We start from the raw sequence: 24,734 nt of genomic DNA, 5'->3' as shown, positions 1-24,734 counted from the left end.
AAAATGAAAATCGAGAAGTTGGGTTCGCTGATTCACCGTTTTGGTGAAGAATACTACATGATAATGCGGGATATTTTGTATCGCCATTGGTTACGTTATATAACGGAGGTGATAATCTTGGCTAAGCGTAAAAAGGACCCTTCAACAATCGGTTTAGACTCTCCTCAAGTAGAAGGACAAGGAACAACGAATCAAGAAACAGGGCAAATGAAAATGGATTCCTCAAGACGTAAGAAAAAGAAGAATTAATTTTACTTAGAGCATTACATATATCGATATATCTTTAAAAAAAATAAAACCCGCTGTTTAGCGGGTTTTATTAATCAGCGATACAACAATAAATAAAATATGCTAGGGTAACACCGCTTGCAATACCAAAAATCCATTCCATCATCGTAGAGTCCACCTTTCAACTATGTATAGTACCTCTATTTTATCAAAGTATGTAGTTTTTATGAACTTATTTTTACAAAATAGTGTCATACATCATGATTTTGGTTTTTATTAAAAATCTGTTGTTGGGCATTTATTCTTATTTTTTCCTATTTTAATAAATTCATAGTAAAACTTTCAGCTAGTTTATGATAAAATGGGCGTAAGGGTAAATGTGCTGAAAGGGCGATTTGGTTATGAAAAAATGGTTGCGTAAAGCGTTAGTTGTCTCATTTTCCATTTTAACCCTTGGTTTGGTAGCACCTCCACCAGCTCTAACGATGGAGCAGACGGATGCAGATAAGCCAAGTAAATTAAATGCGTTTAATGAACAAGATAATGAATCAAAATTATATTCTAATTATGAATATGATTATGGCTATGATAGCAGAGACTTTGTTACATATGCTATGACACAGGCAGAAACGAAATCTTTCGAAAAATTCGGAAGTAAAATTGGGCCTGTAATTGAAGATGAATTCCGAACACAAATTTTACCTCAAATCGAAAGAGTTATTGAACTATTAGCAGAACAATACCCAGCTGAACAGCTTAACCAACTAGAGATTTCAGAGCAACCGTCTGGCGGAAATGGCGAAAAGATTTTTCATATTTTCGATAAAACGAATGGAAAGGATATCGTTCGTTTTCATGTGAGAAAAGATCATCCACCACTGGATGGCTATTATTTTAATTTTCATTACCACACCCACCATGATGGTTTTCAAACTCATCATACATTAGGTGATATTTATTGGGATAAAAACACTCCGCCGAAATGGCTAAGTTAATAATGATAGGCAATCCAGAAGTAGGCTTATAGGCACTGGATTGCCTTTTTTGTTTTTAGAATAACTTTCCACTCTTATTCTGGCAGACTCATTTTTGGGAATATGATATACTATTTTTACAATTTAAAAGTTTCGAATGCACGGTTTTTGCATCTTTGAATCTATTACATGTGGGTGAGCATTCTATGAAAAAAACAGTTATTCTAACACTTCTCCTTGTATTAGTTAGCTTCACGTATCATCCCGGTGAAGCGTCACCTCATGGAGTTCCACTAAAAGACTACCAATCCCTAACACTTTATACAGCTACTTCTATATTAGAAAATTATGAAACGATTAAGGATCTTATCTTACTTCCAGAAACATCGTTTAATGAATTGGCTGCTGCACAAATGATACAACGTATCAATCAAATCGATGTACCTATTTTGAAGGGCTTAGTTAATGAAGGTATTGTGCTAAAGCTTTTTACAGGTAATCTAACAGACGAGCCAACTGCAGCCTATTTGAAAGGGAAAAAGCCTCGTGGGTATACCGAGAATGGTCCGACATGGGACGAGGTCCCGGGCATTGGAGGTTCCGAGGTTGTGCTGGCGAAAATTGGATCAAGTGATAAAGGAAAAGGTCACGGCTCAATTAATTTAGAACTACATGAATTGGCTCATTCGATTGACAGATTTGTGTTTGACTCGATAAGTGAGGATCCGTATTTTCTAGCAATTTGGGAAAAAGAAGTTAATTTATTATTCCCGAATCGTTCCTATTTTAGCGACTTTCCGGAGGAGTATTTTGCTGAAAGCTTTGCCATGTATTATTTTACTGATCAAACTAGAAATCACTTGAAGCTAGTTGCACCAATGACTCACCAACTTTTTGTCGATTTAAGTGAAACTCAGTCATGATTTGTAGTAAGATAATAACATGATGAAATGCAAGGAGTGAATGGATTGAAACATGGGGAAAATGCGTACCTTGAGCTGTTAAAGCATGTTCTTGAACATGGTACGAAAAAGATGGACCGAACAGGAACGGGGACTGTTTCTGTTTTTGGGTATCAGATGCGTTTTAATTTGAGTGAGGGTTTTCCACTACTTACTACAAAAAGGGTTCCATTTCGTCTAATTGCTAGTGAACTGCTTTGGTTCATTAAAGGTGACACGAATATCAGGTATTTGTTAAAAAACAATAATAATATCTGGAATGAGTGGGCTTTTAAAAACTGGGTTGAGAGTGTTGAATACAATGGACCTGATATGACGGACTTCGGAAATCGAAGTCAAGTTGACCCGGGATTTAATGAGTTGTATGTTGCTGAAATGGACAAGTTCAAAGCGCGCATACTTGAGGATGATGAGTTTGCCAACAAGTACGGAGAGCTAGGACCTGTTTATGGAAAGCAGTGGCGAGCGTGGGAATCTTCACGTGGTGAGACCATTGATCAGTTGAAAAATGTAATTAATCAAATCAAAAATAATCCAGATAGTAGACGTCATCTAGTTGTCGGCTATAACCCTGGGGATGTGGAGTTCATGGCATTACCGCCCTGCCACAGTCTGTTCCAATTCTATGTGGCAGATGGGAAATTGAGTTGCCAGTTGTACCAGCGATCAGGCGACTTATTTTTGGGAATTCCCTTTAACATCGCAAGTTATGCGCTGTTAACGCATCTAATCGCATATGAATGTGGATTAGAAGTTGGGGATTTCATTCATACAATTGGTGATGCCCATATTTATACGAATCATATCGATCAAGTGAACTTACAGTTAAGTCGTGATCCACGTCCGTTCCCAACTTTAAAAATAAATTCTTCTGTAGAATCTGTTTTTGATTTTGAAATGGACGATATCGAGATTGAGGGCTATGATCCTCATCCAACAATTAAGGCACCAGTTGCTGTATAAACATTCCTATTTCTTTAAGCCTAGGGTATAATTTCCCTAGGCTTTTCTTTTATATCTGAAGAAGTCTTGACTTTATTTAATTTTTGAGCAGTAGAGATTGAAGACTAAAAACGCCAGATTATATGGCAATGTCTTCATGCTCCAGTTCTTGAGGGCATTAAAATGGGCACAAATACATCAAGGTGTATTTGAATAAATGTGAGGATGATTAAGATGATTTCATTACTAGTTGCAATGGATAAAAATCGATTAATAGGTAAAGATAATGACCTTCCATGGCGTTTACCTGCAGATTTAGCGTATTTTAAGAGAGTGACGATGGGCCACCCAATCATTATGGGGAGAAAAACATATGATTCAATTGGACGACCACTCCCAGGACGTGAGAATATCATTGTTACACGAGATACCTCGTACAAAATGGAAGGGTGTAAAGTTATTCATTCCATTGAGGAAATTGTAAAAATGAGAAAAGAATCAGAACAAGAATTATTTGTCATTGGTGGTGCAGAAATCTTTAAAGAGATTCTGCCATATTCAGACCGTTTATACATAACTGAAATCGAAGAGGAATTTGAAGGAGATACGTACTTCCCTGCCTTTGATAAATCTGAGTGGAAGATCATCTCAAAGGAACAAGGCATTAAAGATGAGAAAAATCCATATGATTACAAGTTTCTCGTCTATGAAAAAGATACACAGAACTAATAATGTAAACACTATGATTTTCGCGCCTGAAAATCATAGTGTTTTTTATTTAGAAAAAACGATGAGTGATCAAGGTGCAAAGAAACCGTATAATTAATTCCTAATATAGAAAAAATGATAATAAGAAACCATGATAGGAGTCCTAAAATGAAAAAACGTTTACTATGTACTGCAGTTCCATTTTTTCTGTTACTGATGTCAGGATGCAATGGTGATGATGAACAGGTAAAGGAGGTACCAGAAGATATACCTGTCGAGGAAAAAGGTGCCACGTCCCAAGAAAATACAAATCAAACGACTGATGCACCATTTAATTTTACACACTTTGATTTGGATGTAGATTATGCCGAAAACCAGGAATTTGATTTGGATTATGAAAATGAAAGAGATGAAATGGAAGTTGAATTGAAGGATGATAAGGGAAGCAATGTTCTTAAGGGTGACGGAGCATTTGAAGAGGTAAGACCAAAATTTGAACAACTAACCTTTGACAAGGATACACCTGACGAAGAAGTGATTTCAGCAGTAACAAAAGCATTTGAGTTAGAAGAAGATTATCAAAGGTTTGAGTTAGAAGTTAAATTTCTTGATGGAACAGAAAAAGAGTATAACGCAAAATCATAGCATGTATAGTAAATTAAAAGGGGCTATCTAAAAGGTCACGTTAAACTGACTTTTCGGATAGCCCCTTGAATTTTTCTCTAAATTTACGATACAAATGGCACATCCACTACATAAAAGAGGATGCTGAAAAACATGGCTGCACTTCCTGCTAAAACAAATAAATGCCATATCGCATGATTATACGGTAGCTTTCTCCATACATAAAAGACAGCTCCTACCGTATAAAGCAGTCCACCGGTTAGCAAAAGCATAAAACCGTTAAACCCAATACTCTCATACAATGGCTTGATACCAACGATGATTAACCAGCCCATAAGAACATAAAAAACCGTCGAAAGAATCATAAACTTTTCAACGAAAAAGACTTTGAACACGATCCCGAGGACAGCCAGCCCCCATACAATTCCAAAAAGCGTCCAGCCTAGCCAGCCTCCGATTGTAACCAAAACAAATGGAGTATACGTACCTGCAATCAATAAATAAATCGCCGAATGATCCAATATCGCGAATACTTTCTTCGCTTTTGGATGTGTAATGCTATGCAAAAGGGTTGAGAACAGATAGAGAAGAAACATTGATGCACCAAAGATTGAAAAGCTTACAACATGCCATGCGTTTCCGTATTTAACCGCAAATACGATTAGTACGACAAGTGCGGGAATACTAAGTAGAACACCAAGACCATGTGTAATTGCGTTTGCAATCTCTTCTTTTAATGACTCCTGTCGATATGTCATTTCACTTTCACCTCAAACTACGTTTTCTTCCTATAATCATACTGCTAATAAAAAGAGAATACAAATGACAATCGTAATAAAAACAAAAGAAAAATCTCGAATTTTAATGGAAGCGAATTCACGACGAAAGGTTATAAAATATTTAGAAAATTTCACTACAGAATGGAAAATTCATGTTATAATGAACAAATTAAATCTTCATTACTGTACTGTATTGTAGTGTAAATAAGTGAAAGGGGATATGGGGCTCATGGCACACGAGGTTAAACAAAGACTTGATGGGATCCATGTAGAGGATATCATTAAAGCAAATCAAACATTGAAGGATGTTATTATCCATACACCTTTACAAAGAAACGAATTGCTATCTGAACGTTACGAATGTAACTTACTAATAAAACGAGAGGATTTACAAATTGTACGTTCTTTTAAAATTAGGGGAGCTTATAATCGAATTAAAAATTTATCTGAACAGGAGCTAAAAAACGGTGTAGTTTGCGCAAGTGCTGGTAATCATGCGCAAGGCGTCGCTTTTTCGTGCTTTGCGTTAAAAATCCAAGGGAAGATTTTTATGCCTTCCACTACACCAAGACAAAAGGTTTCACAAGTAGAGGCCTTTGGGCGGGACTATGTTGAAATTGTGTTAACTGGTGATACCTTCGACGATTCTTATGAAGAAGCAGTAGCATGTTGCAACAGAGAGGATCGTACCTTTATCCATCCGTTTGATGATGCAGACGTTATGGCAGGACAAGGAACGGTTGCTGTTGAAATTTTAAATGATTGTGCAGAACCAATTGATTATGTCTTTGCGGCGATTGGTGGAGGTGGACTTATCTCAGGTATTTCCACTTATATGAAGAGCATTTCTCCAGGAACATCAATTATTGGTGTTGAACCAGAGGGTGCAGCAAGCATGAAAACCTCGATTGCTAATGGGTCTGTTACGACCTTGCCTAAAATCGATAAATTCGTTGACGGCGCTGCAGTTAAGACTGTAGGCGAACAAACGTTCGTGATTAGTAAAGATTTAGTTGACGATATTATTGTTGTGCCTGAAGGAAAAGTATGTACAACCATTTTAGACTTATATAATGAAAATGCTATTGTTGCTGAGCCTGCGGGGGCACTATCGATTGCGGCACTTGATTTGTACAAGGATCAGATTAAGGGGAAAACGGTTGTCTGTGTACTCAGTGGTGGAAACAATGATATCAGCAGAATGCAGGAAATTAAAGAGCGTTCAATGTTGTATGAAGGATTACAATGTTATTTTATCGTGAATTTTCCACAAAGAGCCGGTGCTCTACGTGAGTTCTTACTTGATGTTTTAGGGCCAACTGATGACATTACTCGCTTTGAATATACTAAGAAAAATAACAAGGATAACGGGCCAGCACTAGTTGGAATTGAACTTAAGAAGAAGGAAGATTACGAAGCGCTTGTAAATCGAATGATGAAAAAGGGCTTTCCATTCCGTGAACTTAATAAAGAGAACACTCTCTTCAATTTATTAATCTGACGACGAAAATTTTTTTCAGTTTTGGTCCCCAAAACTGAAAAAGTTACATAATTAGACAAAGACGTAATGCTTGTTCTCATGTATAATAAAGGAAACGGGTGAAAAAGGACTGATAGTTTGCTATTTAAAAGCCTAGAGTTCAAGAATTGTTATGGACAGAAGGTAAAAGTAATAGAAATTCCAGTATTGGAGATAGGCAACACATATCGCTTTATGCTCGATTTTCGTTTGCAAGCATATTTGTCGAAAATCATGACAAAATCAAGTCCAAATCAAATCTATTCGTTCCGAGAACATTTGAAGACAGTACTAAAATGGACTGATTATGAACGGATTTTTCAACTAGATATTTTAAAACATAATGCATAGTAGTTTTAGAATGAGCTGATTTTAAAACAAAATCGGCTCTTTTTTTTGAGATACAAGTATAAAACTTCGAATGAATAGTTTGTTTTGATTGCCCGTTATAAAAATGGACAAGCTAATTAGTAAAAGATAGCCAGACGTAGGAAGTGACGTATGACAAAAGTAAAAATTGTAACAGATTCAACTGCAGACCTATCAGAGGATTTAGTAAAGGAATTAGGAATCTCGGTCGTTCCATTATCCATTACAATCGATGGAGAAACGTATCTTGACCGTGTAGATATTACACAACAGGAATTCTTAAAGAAAATGAAACAGTCAGCCGAACTACCCAAGAGCTCTCAGCCAGCAGTTGGCCATTTCGTGGAGTTATTTGATCGTTTAGGAAGTGACGGTAGTGAAGTTATCTCGATTCACATGACAGGTGGAATGAGTGGAACAGTCGCATCTGCAGAAAATGCTGCTAGGCTAAGCGAATCAGATGTTACTGTAATTGACTCCATGTATATTTCTAGAGCTCTAGGATTTCAAGTAGTAGAGGCAGCCAAAATGGCTAATGCTGGGCAATCAAAAGAAGAGATCTTAAAACGTGTTCGTGAAATCAGAGATAACTCAACATTATTTGTGACGGTTGATACATTAGAAAACCTTGTAAAAGGTGGCCGTATTGGAAGAGGGAAGGCGCTAATAGGTTCCTTATTAAATATTAAGCCAATCGCCTCTTTGCAGGACGGTGTGTATACTCCGGTATCAAAAGTTCGAAGCCATGCTCAAATTGTAAAATATTTAAGCAAAAAATTTGCTGAAGATGTTAGTAATAAAACAATTAAAGGAGTTGCGATTGCTCAAGTGGACGCAATGGAGCTAGCAACCAATTTGAAAGCTGCTATTAAAAAGCTTACTGGCTATGAGGCGGTCGACATTGTCGAGACAACTCCTGTTATTAGCACCCACACAGGTCCAGGTGCAATTGGATTTATGTATTACGCAGAATAGAATAAAAAAACGACGTGTGAGCAAGTCTCACACGTCGTTTTTATTAAATTCCGGGCATTGGAGTTGGTGTTGGATTTGAATAGCCTTCTTTATAGGTTTCATCGATTAGGGAACGGATTTCACTAGGTGACTTCCCTTGTGAAAACTCAAGCACAGCTGTGGCAGCAATATCTAAGCATACTCCACATTTTGTACCGTGGTCATCCCACACAATTTTTTCGCCCTTAGTATCGTGAACAAAGCAGTCATAGCTATCGCGATGGCCAACAGAATCTGCACACCCACAATAGCATGGTATCGTTTCAAGTAAATCTTGATGCATCGCCGCGGCCTGATAAATTGTCACCATTTCCTCTGATTTATCTTCTAAGAAGGAGGGAAGTACTTCTATTGATACTGTTTCCTCACGTATATCTCCCATTACATGGTCTTGCCCTTCAGACTCATGACTTTCTTCACTTTGAGAGCAACCAAACGTTCCAAACATGAGCACTAGTATAAGGAGGACATATCGTTTTTTCATGATTAACAACCTTTCGTTTTCTATGTAAGTCCATTTTATCATATCAAACGTAATCACCATATGAGTTCACTATTTTGTCAAAATAGACCGTTGCATGTTTTAACAAGAAAAAAGGATATCAAAATCGATATCCTTTACTTACCTTCTGTGTCTTCCTCAGATAAATCTAATTTTTCTCCACCAATCGAAATATATGACATGATATCTAAGTCTGGCTTTGCTTTCGCCATACCTTGAATGTAGGGTGTAATCGTGTCTTTAAAATCCTTACTTACACCCAATTCTTCACAATGTCCATAGACATACATCTTCTTTTCATCAAAGAAAAAAGAGATATAACCGAGTGCCTTTTTTTCTTGATTGACAATATTTAATATTTGACAATCTTCCTTTATGACCTCTGGAGAAACGAAAATTTGCACGATAACCTCTCCTTTTTAATGTAATTTAAATGAAATAAACACGAAGTATCCAACGGATTATTAAGTAAGTTGTAGCTTTTTGAACAATGAATCATTTGTTTCTTTATTTGGATTTTTCTTTTTTACATGAATTAACATCATACATAAAAAACCAACGATCAGTGTTAGTGACGCAGTGGTTAAAAACATGCCTGCTCTTGACCAATTCATGAGCCAGCCATAGATAGGTGGTCCGACTGCCACACCAAGAAATCGGACGGACCCATAAAGAGATGTCACAAATCCTCTTTTCTCGGTTGATACAGACCCCGTAATGAAGCTGTTAATACATGGTAACACTAAACCAGTACCAATACTGCTGATCGCTAAGACCGCAATAAATGGAATCAAGCTTTCAAAAAAGACTAACAATGCAAAGGATACAGTCATAAGAAAAAGACCTATGATGATGAGTTTCTTCATGAGTGGCATTTTCTTACCAATTTTACTACCTGTTATATAAGATGTTGTAGTCATACACAAAAGCGGGATGGCTAGTATAGCTCCTTTAAGTACACCATCCGTATTATAGGTTTTTTCAAGTACATCGGATAAATAGAAGAGAATCCCAAATAGGGTAAATAAACAGGTTGCTCCAGCAAGGTAAGCTGTAAATAACCATCTACCTTCTTTTTTAAAGACTGAGAATAATCCCCTCACATATTGCTTTAATGGTGGTGGTTCTTTCTTTTCTTTCTTTTCTTTGACAAAGAACATCGTTAGAAGTACGGAAATCAAACAAAAAATAGGGAATGCAAAGAAAGCAGCATACCAAAATAATAATGCAAGAAGGGAACCGATTATTGGTGATATTACCTTCCCAAAACCATTGGATGCTTCTACAAGTCCTAAGACTCGGCTTTGTTTGCCACCTTTAAACAAATCACCAGTAAGTGCCATTGCGATAGGTGCTGTTCCTGCTGCGCCGATACCCTGCATAACCCGACCAGCCATGATCCAAAAATAAGGGTTGGAAAACCATGCGGATGCAACCCCTGCAATCAAACCACCTGTTCCATAAAGAATGAGGGCTGGAATAATCACCGCTTTCCTTGTAAATCTATCTGAAAAATAGCCGAGCAGTGGGATTGATATCGCCGCTGCAACTGAGAATGCAGTTATGACGAGACTCACCTGAAATTGGCTAATCCCAAGCTCTTTTTGCATTTCTGGTAAAACAGGAATGAGCATTGAATTCCCAAGCACCAGTATTAATGGAATAGAACCAATCGCAACAATTGTCATTGCTGAATTTTTTTGACTGGACAAGTTTTTGCATCTCCTTCTTTTACGGTGTGTAAAAGGCTGGATGAACTTCATCCGTTCCTCTCTCGTTGTTTTGAATCAATTATTGCCTTACTATTTTTTCAAATTATCCTGATACCTATTCTGTTAGTAGTTTCCAATTGGGGGAATGCCTAGATTACGCCCATTATATACACCATTTACCTATTCAGCGAATAACATAGCAACTGTAAGAAGTTGGGTAAAGAACTATGCGTTAGCGTCTTGATAGAGGAAAATCGACAACTCACACTGTGACTGTGGCAGAAGTTGATTATCAGCACATCTTCGAAAAAAAGCCTTGCATTTTCTTCGTGCATGGTTATGCTGTCGAAGCGTTCCTTGTCTTACGCTCTGATAAAGGAGGAAATACCCTATGGATTTTTTAGAAGTTCCATTTCGAACAACGGGTGAACGAAGCTATGGACTTACCTCAATCGCAGATTTTGGCACTCCGATAGGTCAGTTGGAGTCATTTTTAGAGGATTATCATTCCTATATTGATATCGCGAAGATTGGGATTGGCTCCGCTTATGTGACCCCAAACCTACAAGAAAAGATCAATCTCTATAAAAAATATAAGATAATCCCATATTGTGGCGGAACGCTTTTCGAAAAATGCTACGTACAGGAGAAAATCGATGAGTACGCAAAGAGCTTACAAGAACTTGGGATTGAATGGATTGAAATTTCAAATGGAACGGTTGATATCCCACTTCATAAAAGAATTGCATTAATTAAAAAGCTCAAACATCAATTCAATGTCATTGCAGAGGTTGGTTCGAAAGATCAAGATAAAGAAATGCCGTTATCCGAATGGGAACAAGAAATTAACTTACTACTTGCGACGGGTTGTAAATATGTAATTACTGAGGGGAGAGACTCAGGAACAGCGGGTATTTATAATCGTTCTGGTCAAGTCAATATGGAGTTGATTCATCAAATTTCATCAAATATTGATGTGAATAAAGTAATTTTCGAAGCACCTACTCCAAAACAACAAATGTTCTTCATTAACCAATTTGGAACAAATGTTAATCTTGGAAATGTCAAAATACAGGATGTGCTCGTGTTAGAAGCACAGCGACTTGGACTTCGCAGTGAAACCTTTTTCATGGGAGAGAAATCATGGAACTTACCCTAATAAGGCATCTTCCAACTAGATGGAACGAATTAGGAGTTCTGCAAGGAAGTAAGGACATTCCAATTTTAGAGGTTAATGATACGAACAAATTGGCGATTGATGAAAATAAACAGAAGTTAAAACAAAAATACTCTCTGGTGTTAACGAGTACATTAATCCGTACTCAACAAACCGCAAAAGCTTATGGTTACGAGGACTTTAAGCTTGAACCACTGCTGAATGAGCTCAATTTTGGTGAATATGAAGGGAAGGAAAAAAAGCTTCTGATTGATGCTCATAGTAGTGACTGGTTTTCACAGCCACGTAAGCTTGAGTTAGGTGAGAGACTGGTTGACTTGGAAAACCGAATGCTTACTTTCATAAAAAAATATAAGCAGTATGAATCGATATTAGTATTTGGTCACGGTTCATGGATTCGTGCATGCTTATCACATTATAGATATGGCACGATCAATAAAATGAATCAGTTCGAAATAAAGAATAATCAGCTGCTAACAATTGAGGTTCGAGAGGAGGAATTCGAGATTGAGCGCTATCACCTATGAAAATTGGAACGAAAAGAGGGTAAAGGAAGTAACGGAAGCAAATAAGGATTACTACGACATTTTAAAATGGGCGTATCAAGCATATTCAGCTGATGAAATTGTCTATGCCTGCAGTTTCGGTGCAGAAGGAATCGTTCTTATTGATCTATTATCAAAAGTCAATAAGGGGGCTAGAATTGTTTTTCTTGATACAGGGCTTCATTTTAAAGAAACATATGAACTCATAGATAAGATAAAAGAAAAATATCCTACTCTTCAGATTGAATTGAAGAAACCTACCTTAGATCTCAACGCACAGGCGAATCTTCATGGAGATGAACTATGGATGACGAATCCGAATCTGTGCTGTCAGATTCGAAAAATTGAACCATTGCAAGAGGTGCTAAATGGCTCAAAGGCGTGGATTTCGGGTTTGCGTCGGGAGCAAGGTCCTACGCGAAAAAACACAGAATATCTGAACAAAGATGAAAAATTTAAAAATATTAAGATTTGTCCACTGATCCACTGGACGTGGGATGATGTTTGGAACTATATCAAACTTAATAACCTCCCTTATAACGAATTGCACGATAATCATTACCCAAGTATTGGTTGTGCCCCTTGTACGAACCAAGTGCTTAATGGTGATTTACGTTCGGGAAGATGGGCAAATTCTACAAAAACTGAATGCGGGTTACATGTAAAAGAATAAGGGGGTTTTTTTGGTGGCATTAAGTAAACCGCATGGCGGTACACTAGTTAATCGTATTAACCCAACGTATAACTATGATGATATTGATAAACAGATTGAACTTAGCAATATGGAATTAAGCGATTTGGAGTTGCTGGCAATCGGAGCATACAGTCCACTCGATGGATTTATTGGTAAGGAAGATTACGAATCCATAATCCATACGATGAGACTTGCCAATGGTTTGCCATGGTCGATTCCAATCACCTTGGCTGTAGACAAAACGACGGCAAAGAAGATATCAAGTGGTGATAAAGTTCGCTTAGTTCAAAATAATGAGGTATATGGGGTTATTGAAGTTACTGAAAAATATGTACCGAACAAAGAAGCAGAGGCCTTTAAGGTGTATCGTACAACGGATTCGGCCCATCCAGGGGTTAAGAAGTTATATGAAAGACCGGATGTGTATATTGCAGGGCCTATCCATCTTGTTAACCGACCGAAAAAGAAAAAGTTTGAAAAATTTTATCTGGATCCGAGTGAAACAAGAGCTGTTTTTGAACATTTAGGATGGAAAAAAGTAGTTGGATTTCAGACAAGAAATCCTGTGCATCGTGCTCATGAATATATTCAAAAGTCGGCGCTTGAGGTAGTAGATGGGCTATTTTTAAACCCATTAGTTGGTGAAACAAAAGCTGACGATATCCCGAGTGATATACGGATGGAAAGCTATATGGTCCTCTTAGAAAAATATTATCCTAAAAACAGAGTGTTCCTATCTGTTTTTCCAGCTGCAATGCGCTACGCAGGTCCTAGAGAGGCTATTTTTCACGCACTTGTGCGGAAAAATTATGGGTGCACACATTTTATCGTGGGTCGTGACCATGCCGGAGTTGGAAATTACTATGGCACCTATGATTCGCAGAACATCTTTAGTCATTTTACTGAAGATGAACTAGGGATCTCACCATTGTTTTTTGAGCATAGTTTTTTCTGTCAAAAGTGTGGGAACATGGCCTCAGCCAAAACATGCCCTCATAGCACAGAAGACCATGTTATTTTATCGGGTACTAAGGTCCGTGAGATGCTAAAAGCAGGACAAAAGCCACCAAAGGAATTTAGTCGACCTGAAGTAGTCGAGGTCCTTATTCGAGGGATGGCAGAACAATATTCGAAAATTTAACTTTATTCAGCTAGAAATCACGCTTCCATTAATGGAATAAAAGATTGATAAAGTACACTTCAGTTGGGGTTCTAACCCTGACTGAATAAACTAAAAGCCTCCGGCGGATGCCACGATTTTTAATAGGTAAATTTTCGAGCAGTAAGATCGAAGACTAAATACGCCACATCATGTGGCAACATCTTCATGACCCACGTCCTGTGGGCCTAAAATCGGGCGCAAATTCGCCAAGGCGTATTTGATAGGTGGGGAATATGGGCGAAGAACAACATTTAATTTGGCATCAATCAACAATAACTAAACAAGCACGACAACAACAAAATAATCATAAAAGCTGTGTAATTTGGTTTACCGGCCTTTCGGGATCGGGTAAATCTTCTTTAGCAAATGCCCTTGATAAGGAGTTATTTTCACTCAATATTCAAAGCTACGTCCTCGATGGGGATAATATTCGCCATGGCTTAAATGCAGGACTTGGTTTTAGCAAAGAGGATCGGAAAGAGAATATTCGTAGAATTGGTGAGGTGTCTAAGCTTTTCGTGGATAGTGGTCAGATTGTCTCAACAGCATTCATTTCACCATTCCGTGAGGACCGTGAACAGGTAAGAGCCCTGTTTCCTGACGGAGAATTTATTGAGGTTTTTGTCAAATGTCCGATATCAGTTTGTGAGAATCGTGATCCAAAGGGCTTATATAAGAAAGCAAGAAGCGGGGAGATCTCCGAATTTACCGGAATTAGCTCCCCCTATGAAGAACCGAACCAACCCGAACTGGTAATTGAAAGCGATAAATTAACCATCTCTCAATCGGTTGAAACCATCATTAGCTATTTAAAGAATAGGGAAATTCTTCTTTAAGTAAGAAAGTATTCAGCTTTCTTACTTATTTTTTTCTCCAACCAAATGATGGTGTTGTAATAAATGAAGGTGCTCTCAGATGATAGATAAAGTCAATAATATTGGTAGAAACAGTCTGACAGAGGATTGCGTAAAACACAATTCGGATATCAATGACAGAAGCTGTTAGTAGGAAAATGAAAAAATTCAGCCATAACATCACTTTACCTGGTGACCAATCATTGTATTGTGCAATCATCAAAGTCGGGATAACCATTCCACCACTTGAAGAACCGCTACGGATTAAAAGCCCGACACCCACTCCAAAAATCATCGCTCCCAAAAGTAAATCAAGCCAGAAAAAGGGTGTTAAATATGTGCCAAGGTTTGTCGTGAAGCTAACGGTTACCGACGTAATTGTAACAGCAATCATCGTCTTCACAGTCCATGTGAATCCGAAATATTTTAAAGCTAGTACCAAGAAGGAGAAATTGACAATCCATAGGGACATGCCTAAGGGTAGCTGAACCCAATGGTTCAACAATATTGCTAATCCTGCAGCTCCACCGGAAGGGATATTATGAGGAAATAAAAATAAGGACATGCCAAGTCCCTGTAATAGTGCACCAACTACGATACATACATACGTAATTACAATTTTGGGCATTTGAAAACATGACCTTTCTGACAAGTATGATAGAACCTCATAACTTTAACCCCCTAATAAAACTAACTCTCCTTGTCCATTTTATGATGACAAGCTATTCAATATGTTCGAAAATTGTTCACAGCCTATTTAGTTGTATCTTTGTAATAAGTTCTTTAAAATAAGATTTGAATTCATAAAAAGAAGAATGCAGGTGAAGATGTGAAAAAGATAAAGATAATGGGTGTAATCGCACTTATTCTTATTTTAGCTGCTTGTGGGAATAGTGGAATTGCTAATCCACTTAATTATGAGGTCTCTGATTTTTCCTATACTGATCAGAACGGTGAAAGCTTAAGCCTGAAGGATTTAGAGGGAAAAGTATGGATAGCGGATATGATTTTTACACAGTGTGACACGGTTTGTCCACCGATGTCAGCACATATGGCCAAGCTTCAACAAATGGTAAAAGATGAGGGGCTAGATGTTGAATTTGTTTCTTTCTCTGTGGACCCAGAGGTGGATACACCTGAAATGCTGAAGGAATATGCGGAAGGGTACAGTGATGACTTATCTAACTGGCATTTGTTAACTGGATACAGCTTAGAAGAGATTACTAAATTTGCAAAAGACAGTTTTGCCGCAATAGTTGCAAAACCAGAAGGACAAGACCAAGTTATGCACGTCATCAATTTTTATTTGGTTGATCAAAATGGAACGGTCCTAAAGGATTACGATGGAGTCTCAAATACTCCGTATGAAGAAATCATTGAGGATATTAAAAAAATTCAATAGCACAAGTAAGGACTCCATCCAGGTGGAGTCCTTTTATTATTCATTAATCCTCTGCCATTTCAACGCCTTCTTCCACTATTGTGTTAAGTTCTCTCCAGAACAGCTCGTGGCTGGTAAACGTATAGCAGTTACGTGCGATTTGCTCCGGGAATTCTTGTTTTTCCTGTGAATCTATATGTTCCTTCTTCTCCATGGAACGACCTCCTTTCATGTATGATTTCTTGAACAAGTTCACCTGCCGTTTTTGGGGAAAGATGAGCATGAAATCCATCTATATTTTTATAAAGTTGGTTAAGCTTTTTAACCTCTTTCAGCAATAACCCCTCAAAATCGTAAATTTCATCCCAGTGAGGTAATTTAACAACTAAACCCATTTTCAATAGCTCGTCTAGGTTGATTTCTTCTTGGCCGGGAAGGGCGTGATAGATAAAAGTAGGGATTCGCTTCATTAAACATTCACTAATTGTCACACCACCAGGCTTTGTAATGACCAAATCTGTTTTTTCATAGAGCTCATTCATTTCTTCGCGTGATGAGATGTAACGAAGAGGGGTGATTCTTGGGTGGCCAAGACTTTTTAGTTTTGTATACAAGCGATTATTTTTGCCACAAAGAATTTGGAAAGTTATTTTTTTCGATTGAAGCAAGGTTCCTACAAGCTCTTCAATCGCGCCAACACCTAGACTCCCACCCATGATTGTACAAGTCAGCCCATTAGCTGGTTGCGATATCCTAGAAGATTCATTTTGCAATAGAGGATGAACAGGGATCCCAGTCACAAAAATTTTTTCCTCACTGACACCTTTGTCTAACAAATATGTTTTCATGTTCGCATGCGCGACGAAATGATAGTCAATATGCCTAATTCCCCAAAACGTATGGATGAAAAAATCGGTATAGACATTTACAACTGGAGTGTTCAGCTTCTTTTTTTCTTTTAGTTTGTTTAACATGTATGAAGGTAATGCATGAGAGCAAATAATTAAATGTGGATTTGTTTCGAAAATGAGTTTGTGCACAAATTGTTTAAAAAGGAGCTCGTAAAGACGATAGTTTTTATCCTGCTCAATTTGTTGGAATACAGATTTTTTATAAATCCAGCTATAGGTTTTTGGAAAGAGGTGTATCCACTTAAGGTAAATAGAAGAGACAAGGGCTTCGATTTTACCATATGAATAATTCAAAATATCGATTTTTTCGCAGTGGAAAGAGGGGTCGAGTGAATCAATTATTGCATCTGCCACCTGATGATGACCGGATGGAAGCTGTAAGAAAGGCATAAATAGAATTCTTTTCATGAAAAATCCCCCTTCATAACATACATCTATATTTTTTAGAATGTGTCTCGTTTTTATCCTTCCTAACTTTTCCAAAATAATTTCTTCCGAAAATAGAGAAAATGAAACTGAAAAAGCTAGTAAAAGGAGAAATCATATCGATGCTCGCAAAAATGAAGGTATGCGTAATTACAGTATGGACCATTCTAGATCCGCTTTACTATGCGTTTACACGCCTTAAATACGTTGAAGACAAGGAAATCTTGCGAGTGAGAGTTACGAAATATAAAGGACGGCCTTGTGTCCTTTCTGACGGTACCGAAATTAAACGAAATGATCTATTAATCAAAATACATTTACATAATGTAATGTTACTAAGAGAATTGATGAGTCTTAAAGGAGAGACGTCAAAAGCAAGAGTGATTTATAACCATGTAAAGTCCGCATTGCCAGGGGTTGCAAACTATTTGTATAACCATCCCAAAAAGGATGAAATAAAAGGAATCATCGGGATTACCGGGTTAAACAAGGGCAGCAACCGATTAGGTTTTGAAACAGTTGCAATTTCAAATAGAATCTACCTCTGGTTCAAATTCCTAGTCATTCTCCCGATGTATTGTATGTCAGTATCTTCTATCTCAGCGAAAAACATCCGTAGGCCACCTATGTATTTACTCATGTCCAAAGATAAGCTATTTGAACTGTATAAGTAAGCATCCATTCATTACCACTGCTTTTCTCGATTTCTATTATTTATAATGGAGGAGAGAAGGTGGTGTTTTTTTATGAAACTTCTGCTCGCAGTTATCGCGATACTAGTAGTTTTTTATTTTATTAGAAAAGCAAATAAAAACACATATCATGTGAAGTTAAATAAAATTGCTGTGAAACCTGAACAAGCTATTCAGAATTCAACAGAGGTTACGATTTTACACCTGTCAGATTTACATCTTGAAAACCTATCGATTTCCCCTGATGAATTGTACAGACAAGTGAAGAATGAAAAGATAGATATCATTGCTATTACAGGTGACTTTTTAGACCGTACTCGCAGTATACCGAAACTCATTCCTTATTTAGACGTTTTTAAAAAAATTGCACCTACACATGGCACTTTTGCCGTGTTTGGTAATCATGATTATGTATTACGACAAAAGAATTTTGTGAAGTTAAAGCAGCTTTTAAACGAAAATGGAGTAAAGACATTCCAAAATGAAAATGAGTCCTTCATGATTCACGGGCATCGTCTGAATTTGATTGGAATTGATGACTTTAGTACGAAGCGTAGTAATCTGGTAGAATCTTATGCGTCATTAAAGACAGGCTACAATTTAGTATTAACCCATGATCCGAACCTAGTCTTGCATATGAAGAATTATCATTTTGATTATCTATTATCCGGTCACTTTCATGGTGGACAAATTTGTTACCCGAAACCATATCACTTGGTGAAAATGGGGAAACTTGTTAGAATGAATATGATAAAAGGTTTTCACATACACGACGGAAAACAGTTCTATATCAATGAAGGATTGGGGCAGACAGGAATTAATATCCGTGTTCGCAGTAACCCAGAAATTACTATACACACGTTAACACTAGGTGCTGAGGATGTAGGTAATAGACAAGCTATATAAAATGCCCATTGTATATCTGAAAGGAAGACGTCCATTTAGACGTCTTTTTTCATCATTTACTAAGAAGCGTTGGCTTGTTTAATAATTGTCTAAAAATAGTACTAAGATTCCAAGATATTTCTCAAAATGTGAATCCTTCAAGGTTTTTTTACGTATGCTATAGTACTAAACTTGTAGACAACAGTCTGAATGGAAATGTGGTGAGTAACTTGAACAAGTTTTTAGCTATTTTAATTTTTGGTTTTTTAATGAGTGGTTGTTCCGGGGTTATGCCTGCGACGACGGGTGAATCCACCAGTCAGCACGATACAGGTCTAAGTCCAAAAAGTGAAATTCCCGATGATTTTATTCCAAAAGATATTCAGATTGCGTCAATTGGCGACTCTCTTACAAAGGGTGTCGGTGATGAAACAAAGCAAGGTGGATATACTTCTTTACTAGAGAAAAAATTAATCCAGGAAAAAGATGTGAAATCAGTTACAATCCAGAACTTCGGCGTGAAAGGACATAAAACAACTGATCTCCTTAAACGATTGCAGATTGAGGAAGTTCAACAAGGGATTGCGGATGCTGACATTATTATCATTACAATCGGTGGAAATGATATAATGAAAATCGTAAAGGATAACCTCTTTGATTTATCACTTCATGTGTTTCAAAATGAACAGGAAAAGTATGAGGTTCGCCTCGAAAAAGTCCTTGAAAATATTCGAAATTATAATAGTGATGCAGAAATTGTCCTGGTGGGCCTTTACAATCCGTTTGGCTGGTTTATTGACCTATCTACGGAAATTAATACAATTGTTGACAATTGGAACGAAGGCAGTCAAAACATTCTTTCAAACTTTGAGCGTACCAAATTTGTGATGCTAGACGATGTATTTAGTCAATCTAGTGATAATCTTTTAGCGGATGATGAGTTTCATCCTAACGCAAAAGGGTATGAAATAATGAGTGAGAGGATTTTTGAGACAATCATTAATGAGTGATTTCCTTCGTAGAGGGGGTCTAGGATGAAGATAAGAAACAAATGGAAATTTCTTTTTCTCACACTGATTGGAATCAATCTTGTATGCGTGTTACTGTTTTTCGGGTTCCTTTTTGCTCCGAATAAAGAGGTCAAAAAGAAGGAAATTGTGGATTCCAATGAATATGTAAATTTGTCGGTTCAAACGAACAAAGAGGACCTGACGAGGGTTATCAATAATTTCTTAAAAAAAGAAGCAAAGAACAATCCGTTAAACTATAAGGTATTATTGACGGAGCGCGTTATGCTTCTTGGAACCATTACCGTTTTTGGAAAAGAAATTGATATGGTGATGACTTTTAAGCCCGAGGTATTAGATAATGGCGATCTACGTTTGCAACAGGAGGCATTTACTGTCGGACAGGTGAGTTTACCAGTATCGTTTGTCCTAAGATATATTAATGATTATTATAATCTTCCTGAATGGGTCCAAATTGATGCGAAGCAACAGGATATTTATGTGTATTTGTCTGAAATGGAAATGAAAAGTGATATGAAGGTTGCAGTCGAAACCTTTGACCTAAGCAAAGACGAATTAAGGTTTACCTTACAAGTTCCGACCAAGTAAGTTAAAAGCAAATCAGAGTTGATTTGCTTTTTTTCTCCTGATTAGTACTTGTAAATGAACATATGCTAGTATAACAATATACATAAATTTATTGGGGGTAATAATATGGTTCTTCCAAACTTTGAAGCAAATTTGCAAAAATACGCAAGATTATTAGTCGCAAATGGGCTTAACGTACAAAAAGGTGACTGGGTAAAAATGACGATTACGGTTGATCAAGCTCCACTTGCTCGACTTGTAACAAAAGAAGCATATGCACTTGGTGCCCAAAAGGTGATTGTAAAATGGTCTGATGACGAAATTACAAAACAGCATTATCTTCACCAGCCAGAAGAGGTATTAACTGATATTCCAGAGTATGAAATTCAAGAATCTGATGACCATGTTTTAAATCATAAGGTGTGTCGTCTCTCGATTGTATCTAGTGATCCAGGAATGTTGAGTGGGGTCGATTCTTCTAAAATTTCAGCATATCAGAGTAAGGCGGCAAAGGCTTTTAAAGTACAAAGAGTTGCCACACAAAATAATGACTTGAAATGGACTGTTGCAGGTGCGGCAGGAGCCGGTTGGGCAGCAAAAGTGTTCCCAAATCTAGCAACATCTGAGGAGCAGGTTGATGCTCTTTGGGACCAAATTTTTAAAACATGCAGAGTTTACGAGGATGATCCTGTCGCTGCTTGGGATGAACATACAAAAGTTCTGAACGAGAAGGCATCTCTATTAAATGAGATTCAGTTTGATTCGCTTCATTTCCGTGCACCTGGGACTGATTTAAAATTAGGCCTACCGAAAAATCATATTTGGGACAGTGCAAGAAGTTTCAATCCTAAAAAAGAGGAATTTATAGCGAACATGCCAACTGAAGAGGTATATACTGCTCCAGATACGCGTCGGATGGACGGTGTTGTTCGTAGTACGAAGCCTTTAAGCTATGCAGGTACATTAATCGAAGGCATCGAAGTTCATTTCAAGGATGGTAAAATTGTAGACATCTCAGCGGAAACCGGAGATGAAATTATGAAAAAATTGGTATTTGATAATGAAGGTGGAACGGGTCTTGGTGAGGTTGCATTAGTACCAGATCCAAGTCCAATTTCAAAATCAGGTATAACGTTCTTTAATACGTTGTTTGATGAAAATGCATCCAATCACCTTGCGATTGGTGCGGCATATCCGACTAATCTTCAAGGTGGCACCAAAATGAATGAGGAACAATTGAGAGAAAATGGACTGAATGTGTCAACCGTTCACGTTGATTTCATGATTGGTTCAAGCGAAATGGATATTGATGGCATCAAGCAAGATGGTACAGTTGTTCCGATTTTCAGAAATGGAGATTGGGCGATATAAGATGTATGAGGGGGTCCAGGAGACAGCTTAGTAATAGCCGTTTCTTGGGCTTTTTTTGTAAATCTTAAATCACACTATTGTTGTTTAACCAATTCTTCCTCAACTAAAGCGTCTAATCGTTCAATCATGTTCTTCGCTTTGTCTTCATCAATTTGTCGATAATGGTGAAGTCCGCCTTCTTCTTCATCCATTTCATCAGCAAGCTTTGTGATGGCTTGAAGAGGGGTACGCTTGATAAAGCCTTCCTCGATATACGAATCAGTATGAAATAAAATCGCATAGGCAATTTCTTTTGCATACTGTGGATTTTCACCTAATCGAATTAATAACTTATGTGCTCGTTCTGCCCCTTTAATGGCATGAATGTCATTTTCCTTGTACAGCCGATAATCCCATTTGCCGTTTTTGTACCATGTATAGTGGCCCATGTCATGTAGTAAAGCTGCCTTTGTAGCAAGATCAACTGACACATTTTGCTGCTTGGCCATTTTAAACGCATGGTATGCACACGCGATAGCATGAGCCTTCCCTGAGCGAGACAGGTACTTTTGGGCAATTCTATGAGTATAAACTTCGGATAATGTAACGTATCTCATTATATTTGGCCTCCTACTAGTAAATTTTTAGAATTTTATCATGTCTTCTGTATAATATCAAGATATTATCATCTATTTTGATTGGGAATAGGTGGAAGAACCATTTATTCATGTTAAAATGAGTTTAATTCGAATAGAGTGGTGATCGAGTGTTTTTACGAAGTGTTAAAATAATGTCTGACAACATACATAATGTACGCGAATATCCGTTTTCAATACCTAGTATAAGGGGGCTCGACCAACTTGATTTTCATGAGCCTGTGACGTTTTTTGTGGGGGAGAATGGCTCTGGAAAATCTACTCTGCTAGAAGCAATAGCCCACCAGTGTGGTTTTAATAGCGGAGGAGGAGGTCGAAATAATTATTATACATTTGAAGATGCAACACCTGCCTTAAGTGAGTATATTCGGCTGTCGTGGATGCCAAAGGTCAATCAGGGTTTCTTTTTACGTGCAGAAAGCTTCTTTCAGTTTGCCTCTTATTTAGACCGACTGGCAGAGGAGGACCCTACGTTTAACTATGAGGGATATGGCGGAAAGTCGCTTCACGAGCAATCACATGGTGAGTCGTTTTTGTCATTATTCATAAATCGATTTGGTGATCGTAGTATTTATCTGCTGGATGAGCCAGAGGCAGCATTGTCTCCAGCACGTCAATTGGCTTTTTTACGAGTGATTCATGATCTGGCAAGAGCAGGCGATACACAGTTTATTATTGCCACACATTCGCCAATCCTCCTGGGTTATCCCGGGGCACAGATTTATAATTTTGATAGTAGTCCGATTGAGGAGATTGAGTACGAGGAAACCGAACATTATCAGATTACGATGGGCTTCTTAAACCGTAGAGAAGGGTATTTAAAAGAGCTATTTCGTGAGGATGAAGAGGACTAGCATTCCACGAAACTGCCAAAAAGACTACCAAACCGGTAGTCTTAAATTAACTGTATTAATGCTCCACCAATAGCGCCCGTTACAACTACAATCCAAGGTGGAAGTTTCCAATAGACAAGCATGCTGAATAAGATTGCTGCAAACGCGAAATCTATCGGAGCGAATACGGAACTGGTCCAAATCGGGTGGTAGAAAGCAGATATTAGAATACCTACAACTGCTGCATTTACTCCCATCAGTGCACCTTTAATCTTAGGGTTTCTGCGTAGAGAATCCCAGAAAGGTAATGTTCCTAAAATGAGAAGAAATGCGGGTAGGAAAATAGCAACCGTTGCTAGTAAACCACCTTGCCAGCCATTCATTACAGCTCCGAGATAGGCAGCAAATGTAAACAGTGGCCCTGGTACAGCTTGAGCAGCACCATACCCAGCTAAAAAGGCTTCCTCGCTTAACCAACCAGTCGGAACAAATTCTCGTTCTAGTAGAGGTAGTACGACATGACCACCACCAAATACAAGAGAACCTGAACGGTAAAAGCTATCAAACATCGCAACCCATTCGAGTGAGGTTGCTTCTCTTACAATCGGTAAGAGGATGAGTAGTCCGAAGAATAATGTTAAGCAGATAATAGCAAATCCTCGAGATATAGGAACCTTTATATTTGCAACCTCGCTGTCTGTTTGATTCTTAAAGAGTACAAAACCTAAGACTGCTGCAGCAAGGATAACACCAACCTGTGTAAAAGCAGTTTGCCATAATAGTGTCGCAACTAATGCAAACAGTGCAAGTGCTTTTCTCGTTAAATCTGGAGTTAACTTTTGTGCCATACCAAGAATCGCATGGGCAACTACGGCAACTGCAACTAATTTTAATCCATGAATCCAGCCGGCTGTTCCAACATCTAATCCTTGGAGAATGAGTGCAAACACAATTAGTGCAATTACTGAAGGTAGTGTGAAGCCTAGGAAGGACACGATACCACCGAGGACACCTGCTCGCATTACACCAATTCCGATTCCGACCTGACTGCTTGCAGGTCCAGGTAAAAACTGACACAAAGCTACCAGGTCTGCATATGTTTTCTCATCCATCCACTTACGGCGTCGAATGTATTCTTCATGAAAATAACCTAAATGGGCAACTGGCCCACCGAAGGAGGTTAGCCCAAGTCTTGTTGAAACTAGTAAAATCTCTAGTAAGTTTTTCATTCTGTTCTCCT

The 24,734-nt window shown here is 37.9% G+C and carries 29 protein-coding genes; 21 read left to right on the top strand and 8 right to left on the bottom strand.

Annotated elements, in window-relative coordinates:
• Positions 1 to 3 precede the first annotated feature (3 nt).
• From CZ490_RS23105 to CZ490_RS08605, 6 genes are all read left to right on the top strand, one after another.
• Positions 4 to 249 carry a YuzL family protein gene (locus CZ490_RS23105; protein ID WP_407639783.1) on the top strand — a complete coding sequence of 82 codons (246 nt, stop codon included), beginning with the start codon at positions 4 to 6 and terminating at the stop codon, positions 247 to 249.
• A 380-nt stretch (positions 250 to 629) separates the two neighbouring features.
• Positions 630 to 1,223 (top strand): YpjP family protein, encoded by a 594-nt coding sequence (locus tag CZ490_RS08625; RefSeq protein WP_077618510.1) that lies wholly within the window; start codon positions 630 to 632, stop codon positions 1,221 to 1,223.
• 185 nt (positions 1,224 to 1,408) lie between these two features.
• A complete protein-coding gene (locus CZ490_RS08620) occupies positions 1,409 to 2,125 on the top strand; it encodes an anthrax toxin lethal factor-related metalloendopeptidase (protein ID WP_077618509.1) in 717 nt (238 codons plus the stop codon).
• 45 nt (positions 2,126 to 2,170) lie between these two features.
• The gene (locus CZ490_RS08615; protein WP_077618508.1) at positions 2,171 to 3,127 is read left to right on the top strand and encodes a thymidylate synthase; all 957 of its coding nucleotides are present in this window, start codon (positions 2,171 to 2,173) and stop codon (positions 3,125 to 3,127) included.
• Positions 3,128 to 3,340: 213 nt separating this feature from the next.
• Positions 3,341 to 3,835, top strand: a complete 495-nt coding sequence (locus CZ490_RS08610; RefSeq protein ID WP_077618507.1) for a dihydrofolate reductase — start codon at positions 3,341 to 3,343, stop codon at positions 3,833 to 3,835.
• Positions 3,836 to 3,982: 147 nt separating this feature from the next.
• Positions 3,983 to 4,459: a YusW family protein gene (locus CZ490_RS08605; RefSeq protein WP_159439934.1), complete on the top strand. Its 477-nt coding sequence runs from the start codon at positions 3,983 to 3,985 to the stop codon at positions 4,457 to 4,459.
• A gap of 83 nt (positions 4,460 to 4,542) precedes the next feature.
• Here the strand turns inward: CZ490_RS08605 and trhA are convergent, their stop codons facing one another.
• Positions 4,543 to 5,196: a PAQR family membrane homeostasis protein TrhA gene (gene trhA / locus CZ490_RS08600; protein WP_077618505.1), complete on the bottom strand. Its 654-nt coding sequence runs from the start codon at positions 5,194 to 5,196 to the stop codon at positions 4,543 to 4,545.
• 250 nt (positions 5,197 to 5,446) lie between these two features.
• Between trhA and ilvA the strand changes: the two genes are divergently transcribed.
• The 3 genes from ilvA (at position 5,447) to CZ490_RS08585 (ending at position 8,080) form a co-directional block, all read left to right on the top strand.
• Positions 5,447 to 6,718, top strand: a complete 1,272-nt coding sequence (gene ilvA / locus CZ490_RS08595; RefSeq protein ID WP_077618504.1) for a threonine ammonia-lyase IlvA — start codon at positions 5,447 to 5,449, stop codon at positions 6,716 to 6,718.
• 117 nt (positions 6,719 to 6,835) lie between these two features.
• Positions 6,836 to 7,087 (top strand): DUF2535 family protein, encoded by a 252-nt coding sequence (locus CZ490_RS08590; RefSeq protein WP_077618503.1) that lies wholly within the window; start codon positions 6,836 to 6,838, stop codon positions 7,085 to 7,087.
• 150 nt (positions 7,088 to 7,237) lie between these two features.
• Positions 7,238 to 8,080, top strand: coding sequence for a DegV family protein (locus CZ490_RS08585; RefSeq protein WP_077618502.1), 843 nt, complete (start codon positions 7,238 to 7,240; stop codon positions 8,078 to 8,080).
• 43 nt (positions 8,081 to 8,123) lie between these two features.
• On the opposite strand, the gene CZ490_RS08580 is transcribed toward CZ490_RS08585, so the two are convergent.
• The 3 genes from CZ490_RS08580 to CZ490_RS08570 all read right to left on the bottom strand — a co-directional run bounded on the left by CZ490_RS08580 (position 8,124) and on the right by CZ490_RS08570 (position 10,384).
• Positions 8,124 to 8,603: a PCYCGC motif-containing (lipo)protein gene (locus tag CZ490_RS08580; protein WP_200801566.1), complete on the bottom strand. Its 480-nt coding sequence runs from the start codon at positions 8,601 to 8,603 to the stop codon at positions 8,124 to 8,126.
• A gap of 134 nt (positions 8,604 to 8,737) precedes the next feature.
• A complete protein-coding gene (locus CZ490_RS08575) occupies positions 8,738 to 9,025 on the bottom strand; it encodes a hypothetical protein (RefSeq protein WP_077618501.1) in 288 nt (95 codons plus the stop codon).
• Positions 9,026 to 9,085: 60 nt separating this feature from the next.
• The gene (locus CZ490_RS08570) at positions 9,086 to 10,384 is read right to left on the bottom strand and encodes an MFS transporter (protein ID WP_234987207.1); all 1,299 of its coding nucleotides are present in this window, start codon (positions 10,382 to 10,384) and stop codon (positions 9,086 to 9,088) included.
• Between the two features lie 340 nt (positions 10,385 to 10,724).
• Between CZ490_RS08570 and CZ490_RS08565 the strand changes: the two genes are divergently transcribed.
• From CZ490_RS08565 to cysC, 5 genes are all read left to right on the top strand, one after another.
• The gene (locus CZ490_RS08565) at positions 10,725 to 11,492 is read left to right on the top strand and encodes a phosphosulfolactate synthase (RefSeq protein WP_077618499.1); all 768 of its coding nucleotides are present in this window, start codon (positions 10,725 to 10,727) and stop codon (positions 11,490 to 11,492) included.
• The gene (locus CZ490_RS08560; RefSeq protein ID WP_077618498.1) at positions 11,477 to 12,037 is read left to right on the top strand and encodes a histidine phosphatase family protein; all 561 of its coding nucleotides are present in this window, start codon (positions 11,477 to 11,479) and stop codon (positions 12,035 to 12,037) included. Before CZ490_RS08565 ends, CZ490_RS08560 begins: the two co-directional genes overlap by 16 nt.
• Positions 12,018 to 12,728, top strand: a complete 711-nt coding sequence (locus tag CZ490_RS08555) for a phosphoadenylyl-sulfate reductase (RefSeq protein WP_077618497.1) — start codon at positions 12,018 to 12,020, stop codon at positions 12,726 to 12,728. The genes CZ490_RS08560 and CZ490_RS08555 overlap by 20 nt, the downstream gene beginning before the upstream one ends.
• Before the next feature lie 13 nt (positions 12,729 to 12,741).
• Positions 12,742 to 13,890 (top strand): sulfate adenylyltransferase, encoded by a 1,149-nt coding sequence (gene sat, locus CZ490_RS08550; protein WP_077618496.1) that lies wholly within the window; start codon positions 12,742 to 12,744, stop codon positions 13,888 to 13,890.
• 254 nt (positions 13,891 to 14,144) lie between these two features.
• A complete protein-coding gene (cysC, locus tag CZ490_RS08545) occupies positions 14,145 to 14,747 on the top strand; it encodes an adenylyl-sulfate kinase (RefSeq protein ID WP_077618495.1) in 603 nt (200 codons plus the stop codon).
• 25 nt (positions 14,748 to 14,772) lie between these two features.
• Here cysC and CZ490_RS08540 read toward each other — a convergent pair whose 3' ends face one another.
• Entirely contained in the window at positions 14,773 to 15,393 is a 621-nt protein-coding gene (locus CZ490_RS08540; RefSeq protein ID WP_077621000.1) for a YitT family protein, read from the bottom strand.
• A gap of 219 nt (positions 15,394 to 15,612) precedes the next feature.
• Between CZ490_RS08540 and CZ490_RS08535 the strand changes: the two genes are divergently transcribed.
• Positions 15,613 to 16,167 carry an SCO family protein gene (locus CZ490_RS08535; protein WP_077618494.1) on the top strand — a complete coding sequence of 185 codons (555 nt, stop codon included), beginning with the start codon at positions 15,613 to 15,615 and terminating at the stop codon, positions 16,165 to 16,167.
• A 128-nt stretch (positions 16,168 to 16,295) separates the two neighbouring features.
• On the opposite strand, the gene CZ490_RS08530 is transcribed toward CZ490_RS08535, so the two are convergent.
• Positions 16,296 to 17,465: an MGDG synthase family glycosyltransferase gene (locus CZ490_RS08530; protein ID WP_077618493.1), complete on the bottom strand. Its 1,170-nt coding sequence runs from the start codon at positions 17,463 to 17,465 to the stop codon at positions 16,296 to 16,298.
• A 101-nt stretch (positions 17,466 to 17,566) separates the two neighbouring features.
• Between CZ490_RS08530 and CZ490_RS08525 the strand changes: the two genes are divergently transcribed.
• From CZ490_RS08525 to CZ490_RS08505, 5 genes are all read left to right on the top strand, one after another.
• A complete protein-coding gene (locus CZ490_RS08525; protein ID WP_234987206.1) occupies positions 17,567 to 18,157 on the top strand; it encodes a YkoP family protein in 591 nt (196 codons plus the stop codon).
• Between the two features lie 72 nt (positions 18,158 to 18,229).
• On the top strand, positions 18,230 to 19,081 hold the full coding sequence (locus CZ490_RS08520) for a metallophosphoesterase (RefSeq protein ID WP_200801564.1): 852 nt from the start codon (positions 18,230 to 18,232) through the stop codon (positions 19,079 to 19,081).
• A 209-nt stretch (positions 19,082 to 19,290) separates the two neighbouring features.
• A complete protein-coding gene (locus CZ490_RS08515; RefSeq protein ID WP_077618491.1) occupies positions 19,291 to 20,070 on the top strand; it encodes a GDSL-type esterase/lipase family protein in 780 nt (259 codons plus the stop codon).
• Positions 20,071 to 20,094: 24 nt separating this feature from the next.
• On the top strand, positions 20,095 to 20,676 hold the full coding sequence (locus CZ490_RS08510; protein WP_077618490.1) for a YpmS family protein: 582 nt from the start codon (positions 20,095 to 20,097) through the stop codon (positions 20,674 to 20,676).
• A gap of 105 nt (positions 20,677 to 20,781) precedes the next feature.
• The gene (locus tag CZ490_RS08505) at positions 20,782 to 22,026 is read left to right on the top strand and encodes an aminopeptidase (RefSeq protein ID WP_077618489.1); all 1,245 of its coding nucleotides are present in this window, start codon (positions 20,782 to 20,784) and stop codon (positions 22,024 to 22,026) included.
• Between the two features lie 74 nt (positions 22,027 to 22,100).
• Here CZ490_RS08505 and CZ490_RS08500 read toward each other — a convergent pair whose 3' ends face one another.
• Positions 22,101 to 22,622: an HD domain-containing protein gene (locus tag CZ490_RS08500; RefSeq protein ID WP_077618488.1), complete on the bottom strand. Its 522-nt coding sequence runs from the start codon at positions 22,620 to 22,622 to the stop codon at positions 22,101 to 22,103.
• A gap of 149 nt (positions 22,623 to 22,771) precedes the next feature.
• Between CZ490_RS08500 and CZ490_RS08495 the strand changes: the two genes are divergently transcribed.
• On the top strand, positions 22,772 to 23,515 hold the full coding sequence (locus tag CZ490_RS08495) for an AAA family ATPase (RefSeq protein ID WP_077618487.1): 744 nt from the start codon (positions 22,772 to 22,774) through the stop codon (positions 23,513 to 23,515).
• A 41-nt stretch (positions 23,516 to 23,556) separates the two neighbouring features.
• Here the strand turns inward: CZ490_RS08495 and CZ490_RS08490 are convergent, their stop codons facing one another.
• Positions 23,557 to 24,723 (bottom strand): chromate transporter, encoded by a 1,167-nt coding sequence (locus CZ490_RS08490; protein ID WP_077618486.1) that lies wholly within the window; start codon positions 24,721 to 24,723, stop codon positions 23,557 to 23,559.
• Positions 24,724 to 24,734 lie beyond the last annotated feature (11 nt).

The sequence above is a fragment of the Litchfieldia sinesaloumensis genome, from assembly GCF_900156865.1.
Lineage (GTDB): Bacteria > Bacillota > Bacilli > Bacillales > Bacillaceae_L > Ferdinandcohnia > Ferdinandcohnia sinesaloumensis.
The sequence above is the reverse complement of the archived record's forward strand: the minus strand, read 5'-3'. Positions and strand labels throughout refer to the sequence as shown.

What these genes read in the sequence shown, in the direction of transcription:
- CZ490_RS08505 (WP_077618489.1), top strand. Translation starts at nt 20,782, where the DNA reads ATGGTTCTTCCAAACTTTGAAGCAAATTTGCAAAAATACGCAAGATTA.
- CZ490_RS08580 (WP_200801566.1), bottom strand. Translation starts at nt 8,603, where the DNA reads ATGAAAAAACGATATGTCCTCCTTATACTAGTGCTCATGTTTGGAACG.
- ilvA (WP_077618504.1), top strand. Translation starts at nt 5,447, where the DNA reads ATGGCACACGAGGTTAAACAAAGACTTGATGGGATCCATGTAGAGGAT.
- CZ490_RS08560 (WP_077618498.1), top strand. Translation starts at nt 11,477, where the DNA reads ATGGAACTTACCCTAATAAGGCATCTTCCAACTAGATGGAACGAATTA.
- CZ490_RS08605 (WP_159439934.1), top strand. Translation starts at nt 3,983, where the DNA reads ATGAAAAAACGTTTACTATGTACTGCAGTTCCATTTTTTCTGTTACTG.
- trhA (WP_077618505.1), bottom strand. Translation starts at nt 5,196, where the DNA reads ATGACATATCGACAGGAGTCATTAAAAGAAGAGATTGCAAACGCAATT.
- CZ490_RS08520 (WP_200801564.1), top strand. Translation starts at nt 18,230, where the DNA reads ATGAAACTTCTGCTCGCAGTTATCGCGATACTAGTAGTTTTTTATTTT.
- CZ490_RS08570 (WP_234987207.1), bottom strand. Translation starts at nt 10,384, where the DNA reads ATGAAGTTCATCCAGCCTTTTACACACCGTAAAAGAAGGAGATGCAAA.
- CZ490_RS08530 (WP_077618493.1), bottom strand. Translation starts at nt 17,465, where the DNA reads ATGAAAAGAATTCTATTTATGCCTTTCTTACAGCTTCCATCCGGTCAT.
- CZ490_RS08610 (WP_077618507.1), top strand. Translation starts at nt 3,341, where the DNA reads ATGATTTCATTACTAGTTGCAATGGATAAAAATCGATTAATAGGTAAA.
- CZ490_RS08535 (WP_077618494.1), top strand. Translation starts at nt 15,613, where the DNA reads ATGGGTGTAATCGCACTTATTCTTATTTTAGCTGCTTGTGGGAATAGT.
- CZ490_RS08620 (WP_077618509.1), top strand. Translation starts at nt 1,409, where the DNA reads ATGAAAAAAACAGTTATTCTAACACTTCTCCTTGTATTAGTTAGCTTC.
- CZ490_RS08540 (WP_077621000.1), bottom strand. Translation starts at nt 15,393, where the DNA reads ATGCCCAAAATTGTAATTACGTATGTATGTATCGTAGTTGGTGCACTA.
- CZ490_RS08490 (WP_077618486.1), bottom strand. Translation starts at nt 24,723, where the DNA reads ATGAAAAACTTACTAGAGATTTTACTAGTTTCAACAAGACTTGGGCTA.
- cysC (WP_077618495.1), top strand. Translation starts at nt 14,145, where the DNA reads ATGGGCGAAGAACAACATTTAATTTGGCATCAATCAACAATAACTAAA.
- CZ490_RS08625 (WP_077618510.1), top strand. Translation starts at nt 630, where the DNA reads ATGAAAAAATGGTTGCGTAAAGCGTTAGTTGTCTCATTTTCCATTTTA.
- CZ490_RS08565 (WP_077618499.1), top strand. Translation starts at nt 10,725, where the DNA reads ATGGATTTTTTAGAAGTTCCATTTCGAACAACGGGTGAACGAAGCTAT.
- CZ490_RS08525 (WP_234987206.1), top strand. Translation starts at nt 17,567, where the DNA reads ATGAAACTGAAAAAGCTAGTAAAAGGAGAAATCATATCGATGCTCGCA.
- CZ490_RS23105 (WP_407639783.1), top strand. Translation starts at nt 4, where the DNA reads ATGAAAATCGAGAAGTTGGGTTCGCTGATTCACCGTTTTGGTGAAGAA.
- CZ490_RS08585 (WP_077618502.1), top strand. Translation starts at nt 7,238, where the DNA reads ATGACAAAAGTAAAAATTGTAACAGATTCAACTGCAGACCTATCAGAG.
- CZ490_RS08510 (WP_077618490.1), top strand. Translation starts at nt 20,095, where the DNA reads ATGAAGATAAGAAACAAATGGAAATTTCTTTTTCTCACACTGATTGGA.
- CZ490_RS08500 (WP_077618488.1), bottom strand. Translation starts at nt 22,622, where the DNA reads ATGAGATACGTTACATTATCCGAAGTTTATACTCATAGAATTGCCCAA.